A 23,429-nucleotide genomic window follows, 5' to 3' on the forward strand; every position below is an offset into this window, starting at 1 on the left:
CAAGAGGCCGTATAGCTGCTGCTCTGCGCAATGACAAACTGACACTCGCATCCCGCCATCGATCACGCTGGCTCTGATGGCCAACCATATGTCGCGGTCCGTGGGCGAGCCTTTCGCCGGTATCATGCTTCCGGCTGGCACATGTGGCCTTGGGCAGGAAAGCGCGAACAGATCCGCATCGACATTCCCTCCCGGGGATGCGATTTATGCGGTGAATTTGCGTCATTGCACACTCGGCTCCTTTTTTTTCAACACTCGCCACACGTAAGTGCGGACCGGTTGAGCCGCCAAGAACCAGGCTTTGCCCTTGCGAACGCCTTGACACAATCCCGCCGGAGAAACCTGAAATGCCGCGTCTTACCATTGATACCTCGATCGTCCTGACCTCCGCGACCATTGCGGGCCTGGGGATGACGCTCGCCGGCACCTGGCTGCTGGACGGTGATGCCGGCCTGCGCACGACCCTTTTCGGCGCGGCACTTGCCTACGGAGCCGGCGGCGTACCCGCTGGCTGGCGCGCGCTGAAAGCGCTGTGGACCGAGCATGTTCTTGACATCGATCTGCTGATGATCGTTGCAGCGATTGCGGCGGCAGCGGTTGGAGCAGTGATCGAAGGCGCAGTCCTGCTCATGCTGTTCAGTCTGTCGACGACGCTGGAAGAACGCGCGATGGGACAGGCGCGCCGGGCAATCGAGGCGCTGATGGCGCTGCGTCCCGAAACCGCCTTCCGCAAATCTGCGGATGGTTCGGTGGAAGAAGTGGCGGCAGCAAGGCTTGTCGCGGGCGACATCGTGATGGTTCGTCCCGGTGCGCGGGTTCCGGCGGACGCAACCATTGTGGCCGGACATGGCTCGCTTGACGAGTCGACGATCACAGGCGAATCCATGCCGGTGAGCAAAGAGCCCGGCGGCAAGGTTTTCGAGGCGACCGTCAATCTCGATGGCGTGCTGGAAGTACGGATCACACACTCTCTCGAACAAAGCACCGTAGCCCGGATGATCGCCCTGGTGACTGAAGCACAGGCGGCACGGGCTCCCTCGGAACGCTTCAGCGACTGGTTCGGCCAGCGCTATACGATTGCAGTGCTGATCGGATCTGTCGTCGCCCTTATGGGCTTCTACTGGTTTTTACAGGACTGGCAGAGCGCGCTGTATCGCGCCGCAACCTTGTTGGTCGCGGCAAGCCCGTGCGCTATCGTGATTTCGGTCCCCGCCGCCATTCTGTCGGCGCTGTCGGCAGCCGCGCGTGGCGGCGTGCTGTTCAAGGGCGGCGCAGCTCTGGAGACCTTGGCCGCCGTCGATGTCTTCGCCTTCGACAAGACCGGCACGCTGACGTCGGGTCGCGCAGACGTCACCGGAATTGTCGCTCTGGATGGCGACGAGACAGCTTTCCTGTTGGCACTCGCCAGCGTCGAGGCCAACTCCGAGCATCATATTGCCGCTGCGCTGCGGCGCGAAGCCGAGCGTCGCGGACTGGTGCTGCACCCGGTGCAGGATGTTCAGGCAATTCCGAGTGCCGGCATCGTCGGGCGAGATGCCGAAGGTCCGGTTTGGGCCGGCAACACCCGAATGGCCGAGATGATGGCAGCCTCAACTGATGAAGTCAGGTTTCGGGCACTCCAGGAAAGCGCCGAGACCGTTGTCTATCTGGGGCGTGGCGCGCAAATTCTCGGTGCCGTCAGCGTTGCCGACCAGCTACGCGACACTTCGGCCGGTGCTCTTGCGGCCTTGCGTGCAGGTGGGGTCAAGTCCATCGCCATGATGACGGGCGACCGGCGCGGAGTTGCACTGCGCGTCGGCAAGGCACTGGCGCTGCAGCCGGACGAAATCCATGCCGAGATGCTGCCGGAAGACAAACTGCGCCTTGTTGGCGAGCTGGCCGAGAGCAGCAAGATCGCCTTCGTTGGCGATGGTGTGAACGATGCCGCGGCGCTGGCCCGCGCCGATGTCGGAATAGCCATGGGCGCCGCTGGTTCGGAAGTCGCGCTGCAGGCAGCGGACGTCGCCTTGCTTTCAGAGGATATGGAAAGGCTGGCCGCAGCCCATCTCCTTTCCAAGCGCACCGCATCAATCATCCGCCAGAACCTTGTCTTCGCCATCGGGGCGATGCTCGTCCTGGTCACCGGGGCGACGTTGTTCGAACTGCCGCTGCCACTGGCGGTGCTCGGACATGAAGGCGGCACCGTCCTCGTCGTGCTCAACGGGCTGAGGCTGCTGAAAGATCCGATCTACAAGACACGACGCGCTGGCCTTTGAACGTTTTCCGTTCGGGATGCCAGCCAAGATCTCGGCTCAATGATTATGCGAAGCCAGGCGACCGCTGCGATGGAAGGGAGACGGGCGCGGAGCTTCGTCCGATACCGCGGGGTCGGCGGTCAACGACCTCACCGGCCAAGATTCTCGCACCCCTTGCGATTGAACTCCGTTCGCGTTTGCCGCAATTCCATCGCCGAGCGAGTTGCGTTTGAGGGAAATCGCACTAGCATCGTCGATTGATGAACTCGAAGCGAAAGTGGCCACTGTGACGATAGCCAATCCACCGTTTGACGACGGCTTTCTGCTCAGAACCGACCCCTCCGACCCGCGGCTTTCCGCCGAGGTCACCGGTGTCGATCACCTGGGTGCGGCGGTGACCACCCGAGTGGTGACCGAAAAAGCGCTGACGCTGTATCTCAACCGGCAGGAAATCGTCACCATGATGACGATCGGAGATCATCCGGATCTGATGGCTGTCGGATATCTCCTGAACCAGAACATGCTGCAGGCCGACGACGAGATCACGGCAATCGATTATGATGACGACCTTGAGGTGGTCGTGGTGCGCACGGAACGCGAGACCGACTACGAGACCAAGCTGCAAAAGAAGGTGCGCACCTCAGGCTGCGCCCAGGGAACAGTGTTTGGCGATGTGATGGAGAATTTCTCCGACATCCATCTGGCGCCGGAGGCCCGGCTGAAGACGTCATGGCTCTACACGCTGACCCACAAGATCAACACCGCGCCGAGCCTCTATCTGGAAGCCGGCGCCATCCATGGCTGTGTGCTGTGCCAGGGGGATGTGCCGCTGGTCTACATGGAGGATGTCGGCAGGCACAATGCTGTCGACAAGATCGCCGGCTGGATGTTCATGAACAAGGTCGCCGCCGACGACAAGATCTTCTACACCACCGGGCGGCTGACCTCGGAAATGGTGATCAAGACCGTCATGATGGGCATTCCGATTCTGGTTTCCCGCTCCGGCTTTACGGCCTGGGGGGTGGAACTGGCGCAAAAAGCCGGGTTGACCCTGATCGGACGGGCCCGCGGCAAACGGTTTCTGGCTCTGGCCGGCCTGGAGCGGATCGAATTTGATGGCGATCCCGCTGATGTCGCTGGCGAGGCACCGCGGCATCGACGCAAGGGCGCGGCAGAGGATGACGCATGAGCGGGGCAATAGCAGGCCTGGTGTTGGCGGGCGGCCTCTCGCGGCGGATGGGCGGCGGCGAAAAGAGCCTGCAACTGCTCGCCGGGGAAACCATGATCTCCCGGGTCATCGGCCGGATTGCGCCGCAAGTCGACAGGCTGGCGATCAACGCAAATTCCGATCCCGCACCCTATCTGAATTTCGGCCTGCCGGTTCTGCCCGATACGGTCGGCGGTCATGTCGGCCCGCTTGCCGGTGTGCTGGCCGGGCTTGAGTGGGCGGCAACGCTGCCGGGCATCACCCACCTTGTCAGTGCCGCCACCGACACGCCTTTCCTGCCGCGCGATCTGGTCGTCCGGTTCGCGGCGCTGGCCGGCCCGGAACGCATCGTCATCGCCCGCTCGGGTGGCAACCGGCATCCGGTCTTCGGACTTTGGCCGGTGGCGCTGCGTGAGGATCTGGCGCACTGGCTCGCCACCAGCGACACCATGAAAGTGCTTGCCTGGGTGCACCGCCATGATTTCGGTTTTTGCGATTTCGAGGCGGTGGGCGAGCGTGCACCCGATCCGTTTTTCAATGCCAATACACCCGAAGAACTGGCCGAGGCGGAAGCCTATCTCGCCGGGGCGCATGCATGAGCCCACCTGTCTTCGGCATCACCGGATGGAAGAACTCCGGCAAGACCACCTTGACCTGCAAACTGGTGCAGGAATTCACACGGCGCGGGTTCCGTGTTGCCACGCTCAAGCATGCACACCATTTGTTTGACGTCGATCATGAAGGCACCGACAGCTATCGCCACCGTGAGGCCGGCGCCGGCGAAGTGGCCATTGTTTCGGGCCGCCGCTGGGCGATCATGCACGAACTTGACGGCGCCGACGAACCGTCACTCGAAGAGATGCTGGCACGGCTGTCACCTTGTGATCTGGTGCTGATCGAAGGCTACAAGCGCGAAAGCCATCCGAAGATCGAGGCACGCCGGCTTGCCGCGTCGGACCGGGAGCCGCTGGCAGGCGCCGACGCCAGCATTTGCGCCATTGCCGCCGATCATGCCATTACCGACGCACAGGTCCCGGTCTTTCCGCTGGACGACATTGCCGGCATCGCCGATATGATCGCGCACAAGACCGGATTGGGAGAGACTGCCGCATGACGTCACGCAAACTCTTGAACGACTGCTTTCTCACCGACAAGGACCGGCTCAGCCACGAGGAATGCCTGGCAATTCTGACAAGCCGGCTGTCAGTGGTGGCGGGCATCGAGGAGGTGCCGCTGGGCAAGACCTCTGGTCGCTGGCTGGCCACCGACATCACCGCGCCCCGCAACGTGCCGATGCACGACAATTCCGCTGTCGATGGCTATGCCTTTGCAGCACCCGTTACCGGTCCGATGCCCGTGGTCACACACATCGTTGCCGGCGACCTGCGCAACCACCGGCTGGAGCCGGGACAGGCCGCCCGCATCTTCACCGGCGCCGTCATGCCGGAAGGCGCCGATACGGTGGCGATGCAGGAAGACTGCACTGTCAATGGCGATCAGGTCAGCGTTCCGCTCAATCTCAAGCGTGGCGCCAATGCCCGGCGTGCGGGTGAAGATGTGGCCGAGGGCAGCGCCGTGCTGCAAAGCTCGGCCCGGCTCCGGCCGCAGGATATGGCGGCGCTTGCATCGTTCGGCCTGGCCCGGGTCAAGGTGCGCGCACCCATTCGGGTCGCGATCTTGTCGAACGGCGACGAATTGCTGGAGCCCGGTGCCGAAATCGCCCAGGGCCAGGTCTATGATTCCAATCGTGCGATGTTGCAGGCGCTGATCGATACCCTGCCCTGCGAGGTCACTGATCTCGGCATTCTGCCCGACAATGCAGCGCTCATCGAAGCCACCCTGACGGAGGTTGCCAAGACCCACGATGTGATCCTGACCAGCGGCGGCGCCTCGCGCGGCGACGAGGATCACATCATCACCGCGATTGATAATCTGGGCACCCGCCATCTGTGGCAGATTGCAGTGAAGCCCGGCAGGCCGATGAGCTTCGGCCAGATCGGCGATTGCGTCTTTCTCGGCCTGCCCGGAAACCCGGTCGCAGCCTTTGTCTGCTTCCTGCTTTATGTCCGGCCGTCGCTGACCGTGCTGGGTGGCGGCAACCATCAGGAGCCGGTGCGGTTTCCGGTGGCGGCAGGTTTTGATGTGCCGGACAAGAAACCCGGCCGCCGTGAATTCTGGCGCGGCTGGCTCGAACCAGGAGACGGCGGGCGGCCCGTCGCCCACAAATTCGCGCGCGACGGATCGGGCCTGATTTCGGGATTGCGCCAGGCCACAGGTCTCATCGAGATCACGGAAAGCATGACATCCGTGGCCAAAGGCGACCTGGTGTCGTTCCTGCCGTTCACCAGCTTTGGCATCGACAGCTGATCCGGGCTTCCTCCGGCCGTCGGCAAAGCCCTCGCGTGATGCGCGGCGGCCTCGACTTTGCGGCGTCCTCACCGTTGAGACGAGAACGCCGCTTTCTCAGGTCGCGCTCATTCAGGAGTGATCGGCGCTGGCGTTGGGGAAGAACAGCTGCTTGCCGTCAAGCTTGAAATCGGCAATCAGCCCCTGTCCGTGTGCCGAGGTCAGCCAGTCGATGAACTGCTGGCCAAGGTCCGCCTTGACGCTCGGGCATTTGTCCGGATTGACCAGGATGATGCCATACTGGTTGAACAGCACCGGGTCGCCTTCAAGCACGATCTGATAATCCCCCTTGTTGCCATAACTGATCCAGGTGGCACGGTCGGACATGGTGTAGGCGCCCATTCCGACACTGGCATTGAGCGTCGCGCCCATGCCGGACCCCGTGGCACGGTACCAATCACCCGACTCGGCCTTGGTATCAATCCCGGCCTTGTCCCAAAGCCTCAGCTCCGCCTTATTGGTGCCTGAATCATCGCCGCGCGATGCAAACATCGCCTTCTTTGCGGCAATGGTCTTGAAGGCTGTCACCACCTCCTTGCCGCCGGCAATTCCCGCCGGATCAGCGGCCGGACCCACAATGACGAAGTCGTTATACATGAGATCGGAGCGTTCGACGCCATATTCACCGGCAACGAATTTTTCCTCGGCGGCCTTGGCATGGACCAGCAACACATCAGCATCACAGTTCTGCGCATTCTTGATCGCCTGCCCGGTGCCCACGGCCACCACATTGACCGTCACACCGGTCTCCGCCTTGTAGATCGGCAGGATGTAATCATAAAATCCCGAATTCTGGGTCGATGTGGTCGATTGGACCAGGATCGACGGGTCCTCCGCAGACGCGGTCGTTGCCAGCACTGAGAGCAATGCGGCTCCGAACAGGGTTGTTTTCTTCATTTATCTTCCTCTCTAACAAGTTCCCGGTTTGTGGCTAAAGAACAATTCGACCCGAAAGGTAGCCATCGGCCGCGTCCGATGACGGGTTTGCAAAAAACTCGGCCGCTGGACGATGCTCGACGAGTTGCCCGTGGTGAAGAAATGCCACATCGTCGGCCAGACGCCGCGCCTGGCCCACATCATGGGTGACGAAAATTATCTTGGTCGCTTCCGCACTGGTTGCCAGCACAATCTGTTCAATCATCTGCACCGAAGCCGGGTCGAGGCTGGCGGTCGGCTCGTCCAGCAACAGCACCTTCGGCCGTGTGGCCAGTGCCCGCGCCAGCGCCAGCCGCTGCTGCTCGCCGCCGGACAACAGCCGTGCCGGCTGATCCGCCCTATCGGACAGCCCGACACGGGCCAACAATTCGTCGCGCCGCGCCCGGCGCCCGACTTTGGTTCCGGCACGGCGGCGCAGCACAAAATCAAGATTTGCCGCCGCCGAGCGGCGCAGCAGCACAGGCTTTTGAAACACCATCGCCTGGGTCGAACGGGTGGCCTCACCGCAAGCCACCTCGCCCCAACTGATCCAGCCGCGCGTCGGCGCAATCAACCCGTGGATCAGCCGCAGCAGAAGGCTTTTCCCCGCTCCGTTGGGGCCCATGATGATCGTGACCGAATGGGGGTCCAGCGTGAGTTTGTCGATATTGACGAGAGGCTTGCCGGCGGCCTCAAGCGCCAGTTGTTCCACTCTGAGCGCTCCTGGCAGGATACGGTCTCGCGGAGTCCGCGGACCGGCATCGCCAAGCTTTTTCGGAATCAAGGGAGCAACGTCAGGCATAGGCGTGCCTTTCCGCAATCGCCCGCAGAGCGCCTGCGGCCAGATTGACCGAGATCGCGAGGCACATCAGGATGATGCCGAGTGCCAGCGCCATTCCGAGGTCGCCCTTGGAGGTTTCCAGCGCAATCGCCGTGGTCATCACCCGGGTCAGATGATCGATATTGCCGCCAACAATGATCACCGCGCCAACCTCGGCCACGGCCCGGCCGAACCCTGCCAGCGCCACCGTAAGAAGCCCGTAACGACCATCGACAATCAACGCCAGCATGGCGGAGCTACGCGAGACCCCGAGCGAGCGGAACTGCTCGTCATATTCTGCCTGCAATGCTTCGAGAACCTGGCGTGACAGCGCCGCGACAATGGGGGCGATCAACAAGGTCTGGGCAATGATCATCGCCGTCGGGCTGTAGAGCAGGCCAAGCCAACCCATCGGGCCGGCGCGCGACAGCGCCAGATAGACCAGCAATCCGATCACCACCGGAGGGAACCCCATCATCGAGTTGACCAGAGCAATGACGATCCCGCGCCCGAAGAACTTTCTGACCACCAGAAGTGCTCCGATCGGAAACCCGATAAGGCACGAAAGCAGAAGCGCCGTCAGGCTGACGCGCATGGATAGGCCTACGATTTCAAACAGGTCCGCATCGCCCGAAGCGATCAACCTGAATGCCAGCCCGAATGCGCCTGCAAAGTCCTGCATGGCCTATCCCTGGCCTCCTGCCATCATCCGTTCCTCGGCCAGTCTCGCCCAGAGGCGGCCGGCAATGTCGCGGTAGATCAAGGATTGCACGCCGTCAGGGTCCGAAGCCACAACAGGGGTTCCGCTGTCGGAGAGTTGCCGGATGGCCATGACCAGCGGCACTTCGCCCAGAAACGGCACGCCAATGCGTTCCGCTTCGGCGCGGGCCCCGCCATGGCCGAAGATGTCCTGCTTGTCACCGCAATCGGGGCAAAGGAAATAGCTCATGTTCTCAATGATACCGAGAATCGGCACGTCGACCTTGCGAAACATTTTCAAGCCCTTGCGGGCATCGATCAACGCCAGATCCTGTGGTGTGGAGACGATGACGGCACCGGCCAGCGGCACAGTCTGCGCCATGGTCAATTGCGCGTCGCCGGTGCCTGGCGGCATGTCGACGATCAGCACATCGAGGTCGCCCCAGGCGACTTCACGCAGCATCTGCGTGAGCGCCTGCATCACCATTGGCCCACGCCATGCCGTTGCAGCATCCTCATCGACAATGAATCCCATCGACATCACCTTGAGGCCGTAGCCTGTCAACGGGATCAGGATGCGGTCTGCATCACTTTGTGTCCGGCCAGACAAGCCAAGCAGACGCGGCATTGAGGGACCGTAAATATCGGCGTCAAGAATCCCCACCTTCAGGCCGGTGGCCTGCAGGGCGAGAGCGATATTGACCGATGTGGTGGATTTGCCGACCCCGCCTTTGCCCGAGGCGACCGCGATGATGGCCCCGATCCCCGGCACTGGCGCCTTGGTTGAGGGTGCGGGCGATGGCGGTGTGACGCGCCGCTGCATGGGAGGCGGCAGCGCGTCGGCTTGAGCGGAGGATGGCGCAGCCCGTATTGGCGCAGCCGCGGGCGATGCGGCCTGCCCGCCCCGGTCCGATGTCAACAGCACCAGCGCCTTGTCGACACCGGCGACAGCCAAAGCGGCCTTTTCAGCGGCGGCCCGCAACGGCTCGAGCTGAGCCGCAATCTGGGCCGGCACAGTGATCGAGAAGCTGACGTCAGCATTCCTGACGACAATATCCGAGACCAACCCAAGATCGACGATGTTGCCGGCCAGGTCTGGCCCCTTGACCCGTTTGAGCTGCTCGAGAATTTGATCGACGATGATTGTCACAGCCTACCCCATGGTCGATAGTGCATCGAAGCTGTCGCAGCTTCAGTCCCGGCTCCGGTGATGACGCTTCGACAGCGATCGAGCGACGAGGAGACCCCGGAATGGACGAGACCAGGACCCGCAAGCCAGCAACCGGCGAAAGCTCCGAGACGGAAAAATTCGTCCGGCTTGCCGACCGGTTCATCCGCGTCGCCAACACGGCCAACAGCAAGATACCCGCAACCGATATCCATATGGCCTTCCTCTATGGCGCGGCGCGTTACAATGCGTTTGTCGCCAAGAATGTGATCGACGTGGCCGACCACGAGAGCTTCGTCAATGACATGATTGCCGCCTATAGCGAGATGTTGCGCAACCACCTGGCCGACCCAAACGTCTGACAATTGCATCACCCGTTCATTCGTTGCCGGATCGAGACGCGCTTTTGCTGCGGCGGCTCCGCATCCGGGGATTCATCGGCTTTCGGTTCCTGAGCGACGGGGTCCGTCTCGTTCTGCATTGCAGTGACTGTATCGTCGGAACAGTCGGCATCGGCACCGGGCTCTTCGTCGATGGGCGCCGCCGTCTCTGTCGCATCCCCGGTGTCATCTTCCGGCATGTCGGCTGACGCAACTTCCGCAAGCGGCTCATCGCGTGTCAGTCGTCCCGTTGTCTGCTGCAGGATCTTCTCGCTCTCGGTCAGAAAGCCGCGGGCCACGTCCCATGTCGATTTGTAGACCTTGTGCAGCGGGTTGTTGTAGTCCTCGTCATAGTCGTTGAGGCCGTCCAGATTGGCGAGCACCGGACTGGAATTGAAGAATTTCCGCAGTGCCTTCTTGCGCAAGAGGTCGGGCACGCCGCGCTTGAGAAAAATGGAGAAATCAAAACCGTACTCGACCTCGTCCAGCTCGACCGCTTCGGCCGCGAGCCGGTTGGCCTCCGCTTCGGCGCGCTCGGCTTCGTGCTGCTCTTGGTCAAGTGCATCCGGCTCGACGACGGAGGCGTCATCATCGGGATCGTCATCGGGATTTGACTGTTGAGCCTGCTTGCGCCTTGACCAGCGTGCCAGGAATCCGTCTTTGTCTTCACCCATCCAAGCCCCCTCCGTCTGAACGTTTGCGGCCCAGGAAAATCGGCTGCTTGCCAAATTTCTGTTCTTCAGGATCGAGCTTGTCGCGCCGCCGTTTCAAAAACGGTGTCTCGACGTGGTAGGCGTCAAGGAATTCGAGAATTGCCTCGGAAATTTCGGGCGGCATCGGCAGGCGTTCGATGATGTCTTCGCTGCCGACTTCGTAGTCCTGCGCGGCGTGCGGCGAGGCGGTGACGCTCTGGATGTACCAGTCGAGCGGATGCCTGTTTTCGCTGTCGCGCCTGAGCACCACATAAAGCGCCGGGTTGCCGCTATCAAAATTTTCGACATAGGCCTCGGTATCGGCCGCGTAACAGGTGAGATCGACCCGCCCCATATAGTAGCGGGTCATGCGGTCATCACTGACCAAGACATCGCCCGGATTAAGGTCCGCCGGGGCCAACATCACGCCGACCGGCATCCAGTAATCCTTGGCCCAACGCGAAATAGACTGCCGCTTTTCGGCAATCACTCCCAGCATAATTGTCAGCTCCCGCGACACGCCGGCCAGTCCCTCCACGGTCTTGAGGCAATCACGGTTGTCTCTTCCCGTTGAAAGTATAAGGTGTTTGCAGGCGACAACAAGGGTGCTGCAATGGTTTCCGACACAACCAGACTCTTTGTGTGCAACTGTGAACATTCCATGGATGTGAATGCATCCGATCTGAGCGCCGGCTATGCGCAAGTCTCGGGTCATCATCATCTGTGCCGCAGTGAAATGAAGGTGATTGAAGCCGCCCTGGCCACAGAAGGCGGGATTTGCATCGCCTGCACCCAGGAACGCCCGCTGTTCGAAGAGATTGCCGCCGAAGCCGGGCATGAAGCCCTGTCTTTTGTCAACATTCGCGAGATGGCCGGCTGGACTGCAGACAAGGCTCCGACAGCGCCGAAAATGTCAGCGCTTCTGGCCGCGGCAAACCTGACAGCCACACCTGCGCGGCTGCGCTCAATTGAAAGTGACGGGCTTTGCCTGGTGATCGGAAACGGGCAGCCGGCATTCGATGCTGCGCAGCGTCTCAACCGGAGCTTGTCGGTGACCCTGCTGCTGACCGGAACTGACGATCTGATCTTGCCATCTGAATTCGAGTTTCCTGTCTTTGGCGGCCGTGTGGTTGCGGCTGGAGGATCGCTGGGCGAATTCGAGCTTGTCGTCGATGGATATGCGGCCCTGCTCCCCTCGTCTCGGGCGAGGCCGGATTTCTCGATGCCGCGTGACGGGGCGAAAACCACCTGCAGCGTGGTCTTCGACATGTCCGGCAACACGCCGCTGTTCACAAGAGATCATGGCCGCGATGGCTACTTCCGGGTTGATCCAGGAAATCCCGTGGCGGTGCTGGAAGCAATCCTTGACGCTTCGGATTATGCCGGCAGCTTCGAAAAGCCGCTCTACGTCACCTATGACGCCTCGATCTGCGCCCATGAGCGGTCGAAGAAGACCGGTTGCAGCAAATGTATCGACCAGTGCCCGGCCGGCGCGATCACCGGTTCAGGCGACGTGATTGTCGTTGATCCGGGCATTTGCGGCGGTTGCGGCAACTGCGCCGCCCATTGCCCGACCGGCGCTGTCGCCTATGCCTATCCGACGCGGAGCGATCAGATCCTACGAATTCAGACGCTGGCTCGCACCTTCCTTGCCGCTGGCGGAAAGACGCCGGTTCTGCTGTTGCATGACGCCAGTCATGGTACGCCGCTGATCGGGGCCATGGCGCGCTTCGGCCGCGGTCTGCCCGCCCGTGTCATCCCGCTGGAAATGCATGCAACAAGTGGCGTCGGCCACGACCTGATGAGTGCTGCGCTGGCCGCCGGATTTTGCCATGTCGTGGTGCTGACCGACCCGCAAAAGGCTGAGGAGTTCGGTGCGGTTGCCGAGGAAAGCCTGCTTATAGAAACCCTGCTTGCCGGATTCGGTCACAAGACCGGGCGAATCGTGACCCTGCTTGAATCCGATCCGGACAATGTCGAAACCGCCCTCTACGCCCTGCCGGAGCTGCCGGAGATTTCACGCGCTGCGCCTGTTCCGTTGGGCGGGAAACGTGAACTGGCGCGGGCGGCGCTTGGCGCACTGGCTGATGCCGGCAAACCGGTTTCAAACATTGTGCCGCTGCCCCAGAGCGCGCCTTATGGAACCGTTCTGGTCGATACCGAGGCTTGTACACTGTGCATGGCTTGCGTTTCCTCCTGTCCCGCCGATGCGCTGCGCGATACGCCGGACACGCCGCAATTGCGCTTTGTCGAATTGTCCTGCGTGCAATGCGGAATCTGCGAGGCCACCTGCCCCGAAACAGCGATTTCGCTCGAGCCCCGCTACAATCTCGCCCCTGCTGCGATGCAACCCGTGACTTTGCACGAGGATGAACCCGCCTGCTGCACCTCCTGCGGCAAGGCCTTTGCTGCAGGTGGGATGCTGCGCGCAGTGGAACGGCGGCTTGAGGGCAACTGGATGTTCGGGACCGAGGAGCGCCGGGCCCTCATCCACATGTGCGAGAGCTGCCGGCTCGAGGCCCTGTCGCGTGATGGCGCAGATCCATTCGCCATTGCCCACAAGCGGCGCACCCGCACCACGGAAGACTATCTGGAGGCCGGACGTCAGGGTTTGACGGTCGATGACTTTCTCAATGAGAAATAGTCCTCAGCGTGAAAACCTGACCTGAACAGCCGTCGGCGTAACGCGTTGCCGCGATGCTCTTGAGCCAAGCTTGCAGGGCACGGCTGCCTTCAAGGCTTATTGCACCACCGGGTTGAGCGGCAGGTTGATGAGCAGATTTTGCGGTTTCATGCGAATGCGGTCATGGGCGTCCACGGCCATACCGAGGAAGGCAGGTTTCCGGCGCATTCTCTCCACGATCCGGTCCTGGTCGAGAAATTCCATCCGGAACAGCGCGACAATGCTGCCCTGGCCTTTTTCCGGCAGAAACTCGCCTTCATAGAGTGCGTTCATAATGCGGGTCGCTTCGGCATCAAGCCCGATGTGCCATGACCAGCGTTCATCCTTGACCGACTGCAGCGGCTGCACCCGGACGCGAAGATCAAGAAAATGCTTGATCCAGCGCTCTATCAACCGCGCGAAGGCATCCTGGCCCGGCTCGGCGAAGCGGAAGTCCAGCGCCAGGTCGAAATGATCGGCGCGCGGCCAGTACTCCTCAGCCCCTTCCGCATTGAGAATGTCGAGCGCCACTTCCGTGCGCCCAGGATCGGTCAAGGCCAGGAGAGCGGCTTGCTGGGCGCGGGTTTCGACAACTTCGGCATCCGCGAACATCATCCGCTCGTTCGACGTTGTCGCGGTCTGATCCCGGAAAAACAACTCCGAGGCCCGGGCCACCGTCGCATCTGTTTCGCCCATCAGCATGTTGCCCATGATCAGGTGCACCATCTGACCAATAAAGACCGGCGGAATCAGCGGCGCGCCCGGGGCGAACATGGAGGCATAGGCAGCTTCGATCGAGCCCTTGGCCACCAGATGATCGCGAAATCGCAGCACCAGGGCATAATTTGCCGCCGCATCGGGGTCGGCGATCGCAGCAAGTTCGTCCTCGCCGACCGGCGCGAAGGGGGCCTCCATCAGCCGCTCGAACAGCACATGTTCGACGCTACAGCTTTCCTCGACGGGATGGATTTCAGGGCGAGTGTAGTAAGCGCGCAGAAAATCCTCGCTCACGGCAAGCCAGCCATTCTCCAGCCTGTGGGTGAGATGCTGGCCGGCGGATTTCCAGATCACGTCTTGCACCCTGTCTGTTTCCCGCATTAGTCGACCATCCCCAGCCCCTGAGCCAGCGACACACCGCTGACGCCTGCGGCGCCATCCAGCAGCAAGCCGCCGTCTTCATCTATGCCGATCATGCGGCCATCATGTTTCACCGGACCGATTTGCACCGAGACACTATCGGCCGGTTGCATGCGCCCGAGGAAGTCGGCATGAGCGGCGCCGAATCCCTCATGTTCCCAGGCATCTATCCAGGACAGGAAATGCCGTGCCACGGCCTCGAGAACCTGGGTCCGGTCGAGATCGCCACAGCCTTCCTCAAACAGCGCGGTGGTCTTGCTGGCGAGCCCCGGCGCGTCGAAAATCTCTGCCGGCAGACTCATCGCCACGGAAAACCCCAGCACGATGAACCCGGGTGTGTCAGTCAATCCGGTCTCTTCAGGCTGGCGCAGAAACACCTCGCCGACTTCGCCGCCATTGACAAGCAGCGTCGTTGGCCAGCGGTACATCAGCGCAAGATTTGGCGGCCCGATCGCGCCCAGCGCGTCGCCGATGGCCACCATCAGCAATGGCGCCATCTGCAACGCCTTGGCGAGGGAACACTCCGGTTCAAGAATGATAGCCGCGCGCGCGTGGGTTTCGGCCATGGACCAGCATAGATCACCTGCACTGAAGCTGCCCTGGCGAGCCCCCTTCAGCGCCACGCGCAACGGGTCCTCGTGAGCCGGCACGGCATGCCCCATCAGCAATGGCGGAAATTCGGGCTCGGGCAGCATGCTGGCGGTCAGGGCAGCTCGACTTCGCCGGTGACAACATGCTCCAGACCGGTGCCCTCGGCTGTCAGCACGACTTTGAGTTTCAAGGGTCCCGCTCCGGCGGCACCGGAACGCACCAGTGCTTCGATCTGCTGTTGTGAGGTCACGCCGACTTGCTTGAGGAATTTCCGCATCGACAGATTAAAGGTTTCGTCGCTCATGGTGTCACTTTCATTTTCAGACCCGAATCAATCCAGGCGCACATTCTCGGTGGAAAAGGCCTTGTCCGACGGCATATCCCACAAGGGTTTGAGACCAAAACGGGCACCGGCCACGACCAGCACAAGAACCGCGATGCTGAGGAGAAATGCTTTCATAGACCGTTCCTTCCCATCATCATTCGGCCGGCGAGGCAACCGCCCCGTCCGCCTTGTCCGTCTTGTCGGCCATGACTTCCTCAACCCACAGCGAATGGTGTTCTCTGGCCCAGTTCAAGTCAACCTCGCCCGACCCCATCGCGTCAAAGGCGCCCTGCATGCCGATGGTGCCGATATAAATATGAGCGAAAATCAGACAAACCATCGCCACGGCGATGATCCCGTGCCAGGCGCTGTTGAACTGTTGCTCCTGGAGCAAGGTATAGGGCGGCGCCGGCAGACCCAGGATCGCCGGCACATCAAGGCCGATAGTGCCCAGAAGCGCGAAGGTGTCGGAAAACAGGCTGTGTTGATAGGGGAACATCAGTGTCCAGCCCGAGACCGACAAAGACAAGCCGAGCAGCATCACGCCCCAGAAGATGACCTTCTGGCCCGCATTGAATTTCTTCGCCGGCGGGTGGCTCGATTTGCTGAGCAGCCCGCCGCCTTTGGCCAGCCAGTTCAGATCGGTTCGATCCGGCAAGTTGTGGACGACCCACAGCACGAATGCGATCGCCAGGCCGAGCATGAATGCGAAGGCGGTATAATTGTGCGCGGCTTTCAGGTAGCCCGACATCGGACCGAAGAATTCCTTGCCGACGAGCGGCAGGATCAAAGACCGCCCGAACGTGACATTCAGACCGCTTATCGCCAGGATGATGAACGAGAGCGCCATCAGCCAATGGCTCATGCGTTCCAAAGTGGAAAAGCGTTTGATCTTGATGCCGGACAGACCCTGCTCGATCTTGATGCGCCCGCGTATGGCGAAGAAAAGCGCCAGCAGAACCAGCGTCCCGAGCATCGCATAGCCGAAATAATCATGGGTCGGGCCCTGACGGTAAAGACGCCAGTCCTCACCCTGGGACTGAATCATTAAACCCGCGGCCTGATCCGGCATGGCAACATTTCCGGTTCTGCCAAGGCGGATATCGTGCCAGATCTCCGAATCCGACTGAATCGCCTGAACACCGCCCTGCAGGGCCGGGCCTGGTGGAGCGATGGATGTCGTCGCATTTTCCGGTGGCCGGACCGAACTCTGGGCGTGGGCCTGAAGCGGTAAAATCAGCCCGACGAAGGCGGCCACGGCAAATGCGACCGCTGCAAAGGAATACTGCCTGGACGCGACCCGCATCTTCAAACGTTTCATGCGTGGACTCCCGGTTTCCGGATACGGATTGGCGAAAATTGGCAGGCGAACGTTTGTCCGCCTGCCAATCTGGCCGCAATCGGCATGGGCCGATCAACCGCCACCTTTCTGGTCATAGGCTGTACCCCAGCCCCAGGCGCCGGCGCCGAAGCCCCGGGCGACGATGCGCTCGCGGTAAATATTGGACACCGTGTCACCGTCGCCGGCCAGCAGCGCCTTGGTCGAGCACATCTCGGCGCAAAGCGGCAGCTTGCCTTCGGCGATCCGGTTCCGTCCATATTTCTGGAACTCGGCGGCGGAATTGTCTTCTTCCGGACCGCCCGCACAGAAGGTGCACTTGTCCATCTTGCCGCGGGAGCCGAAATTCGACGCCTGCGGATATTGTGGAGCGCCAAACGGGCATGCATAGAAGCAGTAGCCGCAGCCGATGCACAAATCCTTCGAGTGCAGCACGATGCCGTCATCCGTCTGGTAAAAGCAGTCAACCGGGCAGACTGCCATGCATGGCGCATCCGAACAGTGCATGCAGGCGACCGAAATCGACCGCTCGCCCGGCTTGCCGTCATTGATGGTGACAACCCGCCGCCGGTTGATGCCCCACGGCACTTCGTTCTCGTTCTTGCATGCGGTCACGCAGGCGTTGCATTCGATACAACGCTCGGCGTCGCAGAGGAATTTCATTCTAGCCATTTGTATATCCTCCCTATGCCGCCTCGATGCGGCAAAGCGTTGATTTTGTTTCCTGCATTTGCGTCACCATGTCGTAGCCATAGGTTTGCGCAGTGTTGGACGCCTCCCCAAGCACATAGGGATCAGCTCCTTCGGGATATTTGTCGCGCTGGTCGACGCCCTGGAAATGGCCGCCAAAATGGAACGGACAGAAGACAACACCCCTGCCCACCCGTTCAGTGACCATGGCCATGACCTTGATCTTGGCACCGGAGGGGCTGTACAGCCACACCGTGCCGCGATCCCTGACCGCCAGATTGTTGGCATCAAACGGGTTGATCTCGACGTACATATCCTGCTGCAACTCGGCCAGCCACGGATTGGAACGGGATTCATCCCCGCCCCCTTCATACTCAACCAGACGCCCCGACGTCATGACCATCGGAAAGTCCTTGGTATAGTCAACATCCTGGATCGACTTGAAGGCCGTCGGCAAACGCCAGAACGTCTTGTCTTCAATGGTCGGATAGTCGGCCACCAGATCACGATTGGGTGCGTAAAGCGGTTCGCGATGCAGCGGCACCGGGTCCGGGAAAGTCCAGACCACGGCGCGGGCCTTGGCATTGCCGTAAGGCGCGCAGCCATGCATGATCGCAACCCGCTGGATGCCGCCCGAAAGGTCGACCTTCCAGTTTACACCGCTGATCTTTTCCTTGAAGTCGGACGGGATATCTCCCTGGTGCGATGTTTCACCAACCTCTTCCTGATCCGTCGACGGGCGATCCTTGAGATAGCCCGCAACATATTCGATCATCCGCCGCTCGTAAGGGGTCAGATCCTTGTCCCAGCCGAGGCCTTCAAGCATCGCCATGGTGAACTCGGGATAACCATCCTCGATCTCGGAGCCGACAGGCCAGCTGTTTTCCGCCAGCAGATTGTCTCCGTTGCGTTCGACGCCGAAGCGGGCGCGGAATCCCATTCCGCCCTTGGCCACCGGGGTCGATACATCGTAAAGCACCGCCGAACCAGGATGCTTCAGCTCGGGCGTGCCCCAGCAAGGCCAGGGCATTCCATAGAATTCGCCATCATGCGGACCGCCAACACCACGCAAGCTGGTCTTGTCGAAGGTGTACTGGTGCGCCATGTGCGATTTCATGCGCTCGGGCGACTGCCCGGTCATGCCGATGGTCCACATGCCACGGTTCCACTCGCGGGTGATATCCTCGACAAGCGGCTCCTCGCCATTGACCTCGATGTTGCGGAACATTCGGTCTTCAAAACCGAACTTCTTGGCAAACTTGTACATGATGGTGTGATCCGGCAAGGACTCAAACAGCGGATCAATCAAGGTATCGCGCCACTGGATGGACCGGTTTGACGCTGTCACCGAGCCGGAGGTCTCGTATTGGGTCGAGGCCGGCAGCAGGTAGACACCATCCTGGCGGTCCTGAAGCACCGCGGTCATTGTCGGATAAGGATCAACAACGACCAGCAAGTCCAGCATTCCCATCGCCTTCTGCATTTCAGGCAGCCGGGTTTGCGAGTTCGGAGCATGGCCCCAGAACACCATGACCTTGGTGTTGTCGGGCTGATCAATGTTTTCCTTGGCTTCGAGGACACCGTCGATCCAGCGCGAGACCGGGATTCCGGTCTCGTACATCATCGCCTTGTCCTTGCCGTCCTTGCCTTTCATGGTGGCAAAGCGGCCTTTGAGCCAATCCAGGTCTTCTTCCCAGACGCGCGCCCAATGGGCATAGGCGCCTGCCGTCAGACCATAATAGCCCGGCAGCGTGTCGGCGAGCACCCCCAAATCGGTTGCACCCTGAACGTTGTCGTGACCACGGAAGATGTTGGCGCCGCCGCCGGACTTGCCGACGTTGCCCAGCGCAAGCTGCAGGATCGAATAGGCGCGGGTGTTGGACGAGCCATTCGAGTGCTGCGTGCCGCCCATGCACCAGATGAGTGTTCCCGGCCGGTTATCGGCCAAGGTCCGGGCCACCCGCTCGAGCTGCGATCCGGGGACATCGGTCACCCGTTCGACTTCCGCCGGGTTCCACTTCTTCACCTCGTCACGGATCTGGTCCATGCCCCAGACACGGGTCCTTATGTATTCCTTGTCTTCCCAGCCATTTTCGAAAATGTGGTAGAGAATACCCCAGATCAGCGCCACGTCGCTGCCGGGCCGGAACCGCACGAATTCATCGGCATGGGCCGCCGTGCGGGTAAAGCGCGGATCGCACACGATCAGCGGCGCATTGTTTTCTTCCTTGGTCTTGAGAAGATGCAACAGCGACACCGGATGCGCTTCGGCCGGGTTTGATCCGATCAGAATCATGGATCGTGCATTGTGGATGTCGTTGTAGGAATTGGTCATCGCGCCATAGCCCCAGGTGTTGGCAACACCGGAAACCGTGGTCGAATGGCAAATCCGCGCCTGGTGGTCGACGTTGTTCGTCCCCCAGTAGGCCGCGAATTTGCGGAACAGATAGGCCTGCTCGTTGGAATGTTTGGCCGAGCCGAGCCAGTAGACCGAATCCGGCCCGGAGGTTTCACGCACCTCGAGCATCTTGTCGCCGATCTCGTTGATGGCCTCGTCCCAGGAGACGCGCTGCCATTTGCCGGCGACCAGCTTCATCGGATATTTCAAGCGGCGATCGCCATGGGCATGCTCACGCACGGAAGCGCCCTTGGCGCAATGAGCGCCCAGGTTGAAGGGTGAATCATAGCCCGGGGCCTGACGGGTCCAGACACCGTTTTCGACCTCGGCAATCACCGTGCAACCGACCGAACAATGCGTGCAGACCGATTTTCTGGTTTCAACGTTCCCGGTGCCTGCGGCTGTCTGAGCTTCTGCTCGCTTGACCATTCCGCCCGAAAGCGTGGAAATGGCCGCTGCCCCACCAATGGTGAGACCCGAGCGCTTGAGGAATGTCCGGCGATCAATTGCCGTCACCCCGAGCTCTGCTACCGTCGAGGACAGCCGGGGGCCTCGCGCAACCCCATTTGTCTTCTTCCTGAGCATGTTATCCTCCGTTAAAAAAATCCAGTCGCATACCGCGGCGTGCGGCGTGAACTAGAACCGCGTGCTGGCGTAATATGCCTTGATATGATCGGTTTCCCGGTACCCTGTGCCTGCCTGCAACTCGGCAACTTCGGCTGCCTCGCTTTCAGTGCCTGCGACCAGTGCCGCTCCGCTGGCGATCGTTCCCAGCCCGGCGAATTTGAGAAAGCCGCGACGGTCGGTCGTGGTATCTTCTGTCTTTGCCTTCATAATGACCTCCACCCATCGACACCCGGAGCTGTCTGCAGCAGTCTGGCCGGGTGTCTCCGCCGGACTACACTACACGCTTACAAAACCCTTCGCCGCAAACGCGGCCTACATCTCGAACGCGCTCTGTTCGATCGCCATGAACAGGCGGCCGATACAACCAACCGGTTTGAAAAAACGGGCTGACGAACAGGTCTCGAGATCTTTGAAAAAATGCGGCGTCCAATTGCCGACATGACTGTCGAAAAATGTCTTTTGCGTTGAAACCGGCTGAAGCGTGCCGAAGCTTCCATCAATCAGGCCGGCCATCATTTCCATCAACGCGGCAACGTGATCCTCCGGATCGGTCACGTCGTCGTTGCGGGCAATGCCAAGCGGGCGCATGTCATCGCGCAAACGTGCCAGTGGCTTTTCGTGCAAAAATCCGGTGAGATAATAGGAACCGAACGGAGTCAAGACACCCCGGCCCAAGCCGATGAACAAAACGTCGTATTCGTCACGACAGTCAGCCAAGTCCATGGAGTCAGCAGTATTTGCAAGATCGCTAATGGCCTGACCAAGCTCGGACTCGTCACCGGTCATCTGGGTCAGGACCGAGAGAAGAGATGCATCAGGCGGCACGCGTAACAGCCGGCCTACAAGCCTGTAAATATTGACCCGCAATTGATCCGCTTCATCAATCCGGTCCATCGAAACTGCTTTTTGTTTCAACACAGCCTCTCTCCCTTTGGCGAAGAGATCACTTTTGTGACGGCAAAGCAATACAATTCCGTTTTTCTGATCAAAATCAAAAACTCAACACTACCGTCAAGGCGATTTTCGGTCGAAATTGTCTTGCTTTGGCCGGGAATGGCAAAGGTTCGCGCGGAACCACGAGTAACGTAACAATGGACGTTCAGCACCCTGTTGCTGAGAGCATGTTCCACCAGGCCGATGACCATCCATTACTGTCGCGCCAGACGCCGCGGGAACCGGGCCCGCCGGGCGCCTGCCGCTGAATTTCGATGACGGCAGCTTTTGTGTGGTCAGCGGCAGATAAATTACCGCTTGAACGAGATTGTCACACAGTGTCCCCGAGCCCTATAGGGCGGATAGCTCCTGCCGGAGATCGACTTGACAGACCGGAAGTTCCATCTAACATTCTAGAATGCTAAAAAGTGAGAAGAAATTGCTGCAAGAGGCTCCCAAATCCCGGCCGGCACTGCCCCCGCTTGATCAATCTGCGGGATCACTGGCGCAGAAGGTTTACGTCTCGCTCAAGCAGGCGATCCTTTCGCTGGCCTTTCGACCCGGCGAGATCCTGCAGAAATCCGAGATCTGCAGGGAGCTTGGTGTTTCGCGCTCACCGGTGGCCGAGGCTGTGGCGCGATTGTCGGCGGAAGGTCTGGTCAATGTGATTCCGCAGGCCGGCACCTTCGTCGCGCGATTTTCCATGGCCGAAATACGCGAGGGTGCGTTTTTGCGCGAGGCGCTGGAACTGGCCGCGGTGGAAGTCGTGGCCGACATCATCACCGAGGAGCAACTGGTGCTGCTCAGGCGCAATCTGAGGGTCCAGGAAGCGCTGATGCAGGACGGTGACACCGCCGGATTCTATCAGATGGACGCGCAGATGCATGAGTTGATTCTGTCGTTCACCGGTTATCGCCGCCTGGCCGTGCTGGCCGAAACCGCCTGGGTCCACGTCAACCGCGCGCGCCGTTTGAATTTGCCGGCCCCGGGCCGGATCGAAGCAACACTGGAAGAGCACAAGGCAATCGTCGCCGCGCTGGAGGCCCGTGACCCGGCCGCCGCGCGCCAGGCGACCCGGCACCATCTCAGTCAGCTGATCACATTTCTCGAGCCGCTGGTCGATCAGCGGCCGGAGCTTTTTGACACTGGTTGACCCTGTCCGTTCTGCTTTCTCCAAAGCCTGCCATTGTCACCCTACAGCGCCGTGCACCCGACTGGATGCGCGGCGCTGTATCCGTTTGACCGCGACATGCCTTCGGCAGCCCAGGCAGCCGCGGCGCTGCATGTTTCAACGCCGGTGGCCGAAGGTTCCAGCATCACCGCCGGTCAGGCATCAGCGATGCTCGATCAGCCGGAAATCCGGTAAAATCGAGCGGCGGTTCCGCCATAAATGTCGGCCTTTGCCTGTGCATCAAGATCGTCGGTGAGCGCTTCGGCTGCCGCGCGCCAATCCTGATAGCTGGCGGCAAGCCGGCAAACCGGCCAGTCAGACCCCCACATCACCCGTGCAGGGCCGAACGTGTCGAGCACGTGATCGACATAGGGTCTGAGGTCTTCGATGGTCCAGCCGGGTTTGGCTTCGGTGACCAGCGCCGAGAACTTGCAGCAGGCCCCGGTCTGCTGGGCGATCCTGGTCATGCCGTCAGCCCAGAAGCGGAAATTGTCGTCCGAATGATCGCGGATCTGCGGCTTCATGCAATGATCGATGACCACCCGCATGTCCGGGTAGCGCTTGAGGATGGTGAGAAAATTGGCCAGATGCCGGGGAAAACCGAGAGCATCGAAGGTGAGGTCAAGGTCGGCAACGGCGCGGAAGCCCCATTGAACGTCATCGCGCAGCATCCAGTCGTCATCGGCAATGTCCTGAATCATCGGCCGCACGCCCTTGAATTTCGGGTGCTGCGACAGCCGCTTCAGCGTCGCCAGATCGGATGGCTTTTCGAAATCAATCCAGCCGACGACACCGGCGACAAAGGAAGTCGCATCGGCGAGACCCAGCATGTACTCGGTTTCATTGACGCTGGCCGCGGCCTGGACCAGCACTGTCGCGTCAATGCCGTGCGTATCGAGATGCGGCGCCAGATCGGCGGGCGCGTAATGGCGCGCCAGCGTTGCATTGTCCATCGGCATCCAGTCGTAGTCGCCACGAAGCGGATTCCAGAAATGCTGGTGTGCGTCGATTTGCATGGTCATGCCCCCATCTCCT

25 protein-coding genes are annotated in these 23,429 nt (G+C 60.8%); 9 read left to right on the plus strand and 16 right to left on the minus strand.

All coding sequences use genetic code 11. The features are described from left to right. Nucleotides 1–347 precede the first annotated feature (347 nt). From PZ897_RS01430 to glp, 5 genes are all read left to right on the plus strand, one after another. Nucleotides 348–2,255 (plus strand): cation-translocating P-type ATPase, encoded by a 1,908-nt coding sequence (locus PZ897_RS01430; protein WP_275749181.1) that lies wholly within the window; start codon nt 348–350, stop codon nt 2,253–2,255. 301 nt (nt 2,256–2,556) lie between these two features. Then, on the plus strand, nt 2,557–3,423 hold the full coding sequence (gene fdhD, locus PZ897_RS01435; RefSeq protein ID WP_275749314.1) for a formate dehydrogenase accessory sulfurtransferase FdhD: 867 nt from the start codon (nt 2,557–2,559) through the stop codon (nt 3,421–3,423). Continuing rightward, complete coding sequence (gene mobA, locus PZ897_RS01440; RefSeq protein ID WP_275749182.1) at nt 3,420–4,040, plus strand: molybdenum cofactor guanylyltransferase MobA; 621 nt, start codon at nt 3,420–3,422, stop codon at nt 4,038–4,040. Before fdhD ends, mobA begins: the two co-directional genes overlap by 4 nt. Continuing rightward, nucleotides 4,037–4,555, plus strand: a complete 519-nt coding sequence (gene mobB / locus PZ897_RS01445; protein WP_275749183.1) for a molybdopterin-guanine dinucleotide biosynthesis protein B — start codon at nt 4,037–4,039, stop codon at nt 4,553–4,555. The genes mobA and mobB overlap by 4 nt, the downstream gene beginning before the upstream one ends. Further along, the gene (glp, locus tag PZ897_RS01450) at nt 4,552–5,808 is read left to right on the plus strand and encodes a gephyrin-like molybdotransferase Glp (protein ID WP_275749184.1); all 1,257 of its coding nucleotides are present in this window, start codon (nt 4,552–4,554) and stop codon (nt 5,806–5,808) included. Before mobB ends, glp begins: the two co-directional genes overlap by 4 nt. 111 nt (nt 5,809–5,919) lie before the next feature. On the opposite strand, the gene PZ897_RS01455 is transcribed toward glp, so the two are convergent. The 4 genes from PZ897_RS01455 to PZ897_RS01470 are packed head-to-tail and all read right to left on the minus strand — an operon-like array spanning nt 5,920 to nt 9,431. After that, nucleotides 5,920–6,744 carry a substrate-binding domain-containing protein gene (locus PZ897_RS01455; RefSeq protein ID WP_275749185.1) on the minus strand — a complete coding sequence of 275 codons (825 nt, stop codon included), beginning with the start codon at nt 6,742–6,744 and terminating at the stop codon, nt 5,920–5,922. A 34-nt stretch (nt 6,745–6,778) separates the two neighbouring features. Then, entirely contained in the window at nt 6,779–7,564 is a 786-nt protein-coding gene (locus tag PZ897_RS01460) for an ATP-binding cassette domain-containing protein (RefSeq protein ID WP_275749186.1), read from the minus strand. Beyond that, nucleotides 7,557–8,264: an ABC transporter permease gene (locus PZ897_RS01465; RefSeq protein ID WP_275749187.1), complete on the minus strand. Its 708-nt coding sequence runs from the start codon at nt 8,262–8,264 to the stop codon at nt 7,557–7,559. The genes PZ897_RS01460 and PZ897_RS01465 overlap by 8 nt, the downstream gene beginning before the upstream one ends. 3 nt (nt 8,265–8,267) lie before the next feature. Then, the gene (locus PZ897_RS01470) at nt 8,268–9,431 is read right to left on the minus strand and encodes an Mrp/NBP35 family ATP-binding protein (protein ID WP_275749189.1); all 1,164 of its coding nucleotides are present in this window, start codon (nt 9,429–9,431) and stop codon (nt 8,268–8,270) included. Between the two features lie 101 nt (nt 9,432–9,532). Here PZ897_RS01470 and PZ897_RS01475 point away from each other — a divergent pair, with 101 nt between their 5' ends. Continuing rightward, nucleotides 9,533–9,811 carry a DUF3144 domain-containing protein gene (locus PZ897_RS01475; protein WP_275749191.1) on the plus strand — a complete coding sequence of 93 codons (279 nt, stop codon included), beginning with the start codon at nt 9,533–9,535 and terminating at the stop codon, nt 9,809–9,811. Between the two features lie 8 nt (nt 9,812–9,819). On the opposite strand, the gene PZ897_RS01480 is transcribed toward PZ897_RS01475, so the two are convergent. Together PZ897_RS01480 and PZ897_RS01485 are read right to left on the minus strand one after the other, a co-directional pair. Further along, complete coding sequence (locus PZ897_RS01480; RefSeq protein ID WP_275749192.1) at nt 9,820–10,503, minus strand: DUF3306 domain-containing protein; 684 nt, start codon at nt 10,501–10,503, stop codon at nt 9,820–9,822. Continuing rightward, entirely contained in the window at nt 10,496–11,059 is a 564-nt protein-coding gene (locus tag PZ897_RS01485) for a DUF3305 domain-containing protein (RefSeq protein ID WP_275749193.1), read from the minus strand. Before PZ897_RS01485 ends, PZ897_RS01480 begins: the two co-directional genes overlap by 8 nt. A 123-nt stretch (nt 11,060–11,182) precedes the next feature. Between PZ897_RS01485 and PZ897_RS01490 the strand changes: the two genes are divergently transcribed. After that, the gene (locus PZ897_RS01490; RefSeq protein WP_275749194.1) at nt 11,183–13,165 is read left to right on the plus strand and encodes a 4Fe-4S dicluster domain-containing protein; all 1,983 of its coding nucleotides are present in this window, start codon (nt 11,183–11,185) and stop codon (nt 13,163–13,165) included. Nucleotides 13,166–13,261: 96 nt separating this feature from the next. Here the strand turns inward: PZ897_RS01490 and PZ897_RS01495 are convergent, their stop codons facing one another. From PZ897_RS01495 to PZ897_RS01535, 9 genes are all read right to left on the minus strand, one after another. Further along, nucleotides 13,262–14,281: a DUF6352 family protein gene (locus PZ897_RS01495; RefSeq protein ID WP_275749195.1), complete on the minus strand. Its 1,020-nt coding sequence runs from the start codon at nt 14,279–14,281 to the stop codon at nt 13,262–13,264. Beyond that, complete coding sequence (locus PZ897_RS01500; RefSeq protein ID WP_275749196.1) at nt 14,281–15,015, minus strand: biotin/lipoate--protein ligase family protein; 735 nt, start codon at nt 15,013–15,015, stop codon at nt 14,281–14,283. The genes PZ897_RS01495 and PZ897_RS01500 overlap by 1 nt, the downstream gene beginning before the upstream one ends. A gap of 8 nt (nt 15,016–15,023) precedes the next feature. Next, nucleotides 15,024–15,215 carry a DUF6494 family protein gene (locus PZ897_RS01505; RefSeq protein WP_275749197.1) on the minus strand — a complete coding sequence of 64 codons (192 nt, stop codon included), beginning with the start codon at nt 15,213–15,215 and terminating at the stop codon, nt 15,024–15,026. A 27-nt stretch (nt 15,216–15,242) separates the two neighbouring features. Then, the gene (locus PZ897_RS01510; RefSeq protein ID WP_275749198.1) at nt 15,243–15,371 is read right to left on the minus strand and encodes a hypothetical protein; all 129 of its coding nucleotides are present in this window, start codon (nt 15,369–15,371) and stop codon (nt 15,243–15,245) included. Nucleotides 15,372–15,390: 19 nt separating this feature from the next. Further along, the gene (locus PZ897_RS01515) at nt 15,391–16,557 is read right to left on the minus strand and encodes a formate dehydrogenase subunit gamma (protein WP_275749199.1); all 1,167 of its coding nucleotides are present in this window, start codon (nt 16,555–16,557) and stop codon (nt 15,391–15,393) included. A gap of 93 nt (nt 16,558–16,650) precedes the next feature. Beyond that, the gene (gene fdh3B, locus PZ897_RS01520) at nt 16,651–17,247 is read right to left on the minus strand and encodes a formate dehydrogenase FDH3 subunit beta (protein WP_275749200.1); all 597 of its coding nucleotides are present in this window, start codon (nt 17,245–17,247) and stop codon (nt 16,651–16,653) included. A 13-nt stretch (nt 17,248–17,260) separates the two neighbouring features. Then, nucleotides 17,261–20,248: a molybdopterin-dependent oxidoreductase gene (locus PZ897_RS01525; protein ID WP_275749201.1), complete on the minus strand. Its 2,988-nt coding sequence runs from the start codon at nt 20,246–20,248 to the stop codon at nt 17,261–17,263. Between the two features lie 51 nt (nt 20,249–20,299). Beyond that, the gene (locus tag PZ897_RS01530) at nt 20,300–20,497 is read right to left on the minus strand and encodes a twin-arginine translocation signal domain-containing protein (protein WP_275749202.1); all 198 of its coding nucleotides are present in this window, start codon (nt 20,495–20,497) and stop codon (nt 20,300–20,302) included. 105 nt (nt 20,498–20,602) lie between these two features. Continuing rightward, nucleotides 20,603–21,208 (minus strand): molecular chaperone TorD family protein, encoded by a 606-nt coding sequence (locus PZ897_RS01535; protein WP_275749203.1) that lies wholly within the window; start codon nt 21,206–21,208, stop codon nt 20,603–20,605. A 433-nt stretch (nt 21,209–21,641) separates the two neighbouring features. On the opposite strand from PZ897_RS01535, the gene PZ897_RS01540 reads away from it, so the two are divergent. Both PZ897_RS01540 and PZ897_RS01545 read left to right on the plus strand, forming a co-directional pair. Further along, nucleotides 21,642–22,376, plus strand: a complete 735-nt coding sequence (locus PZ897_RS01540; RefSeq protein ID WP_275749204.1) for a GntR family transcriptional regulator — start codon at nt 21,642–21,644, stop codon at nt 22,374–22,376. A 33-nt stretch (nt 22,377–22,409) separates the two neighbouring features. Next, a complete protein-coding gene (locus PZ897_RS01545; RefSeq protein WP_275749205.1) occupies nt 22,410–22,589 on the plus strand; it encodes a hypothetical protein in 180 nt (59 codons plus the stop codon). On the opposite strand, the gene PZ897_RS01550 is transcribed toward PZ897_RS01545, so the two are convergent. After that, a complete protein-coding gene (locus PZ897_RS01550) occupies nt 22,571–23,416 on the minus strand; it encodes an amidohydrolase family protein (protein WP_275749206.1) in 846 nt (281 codons plus the stop codon). The two genes, PZ897_RS01545 and PZ897_RS01550, sit on opposite strands and share 19 nt — an antisense overlap. Nucleotides 23,417–23,429 lie beyond the last annotated feature (13 nt).

Source organism: Hoeflea sp. YIM 152468 (assembly GCF_029210485.1).
GTDB lineage: Bacteria > Pseudomonadota > Alphaproteobacteria > Rhizobiales > Rhizobiaceae > Hoeflea.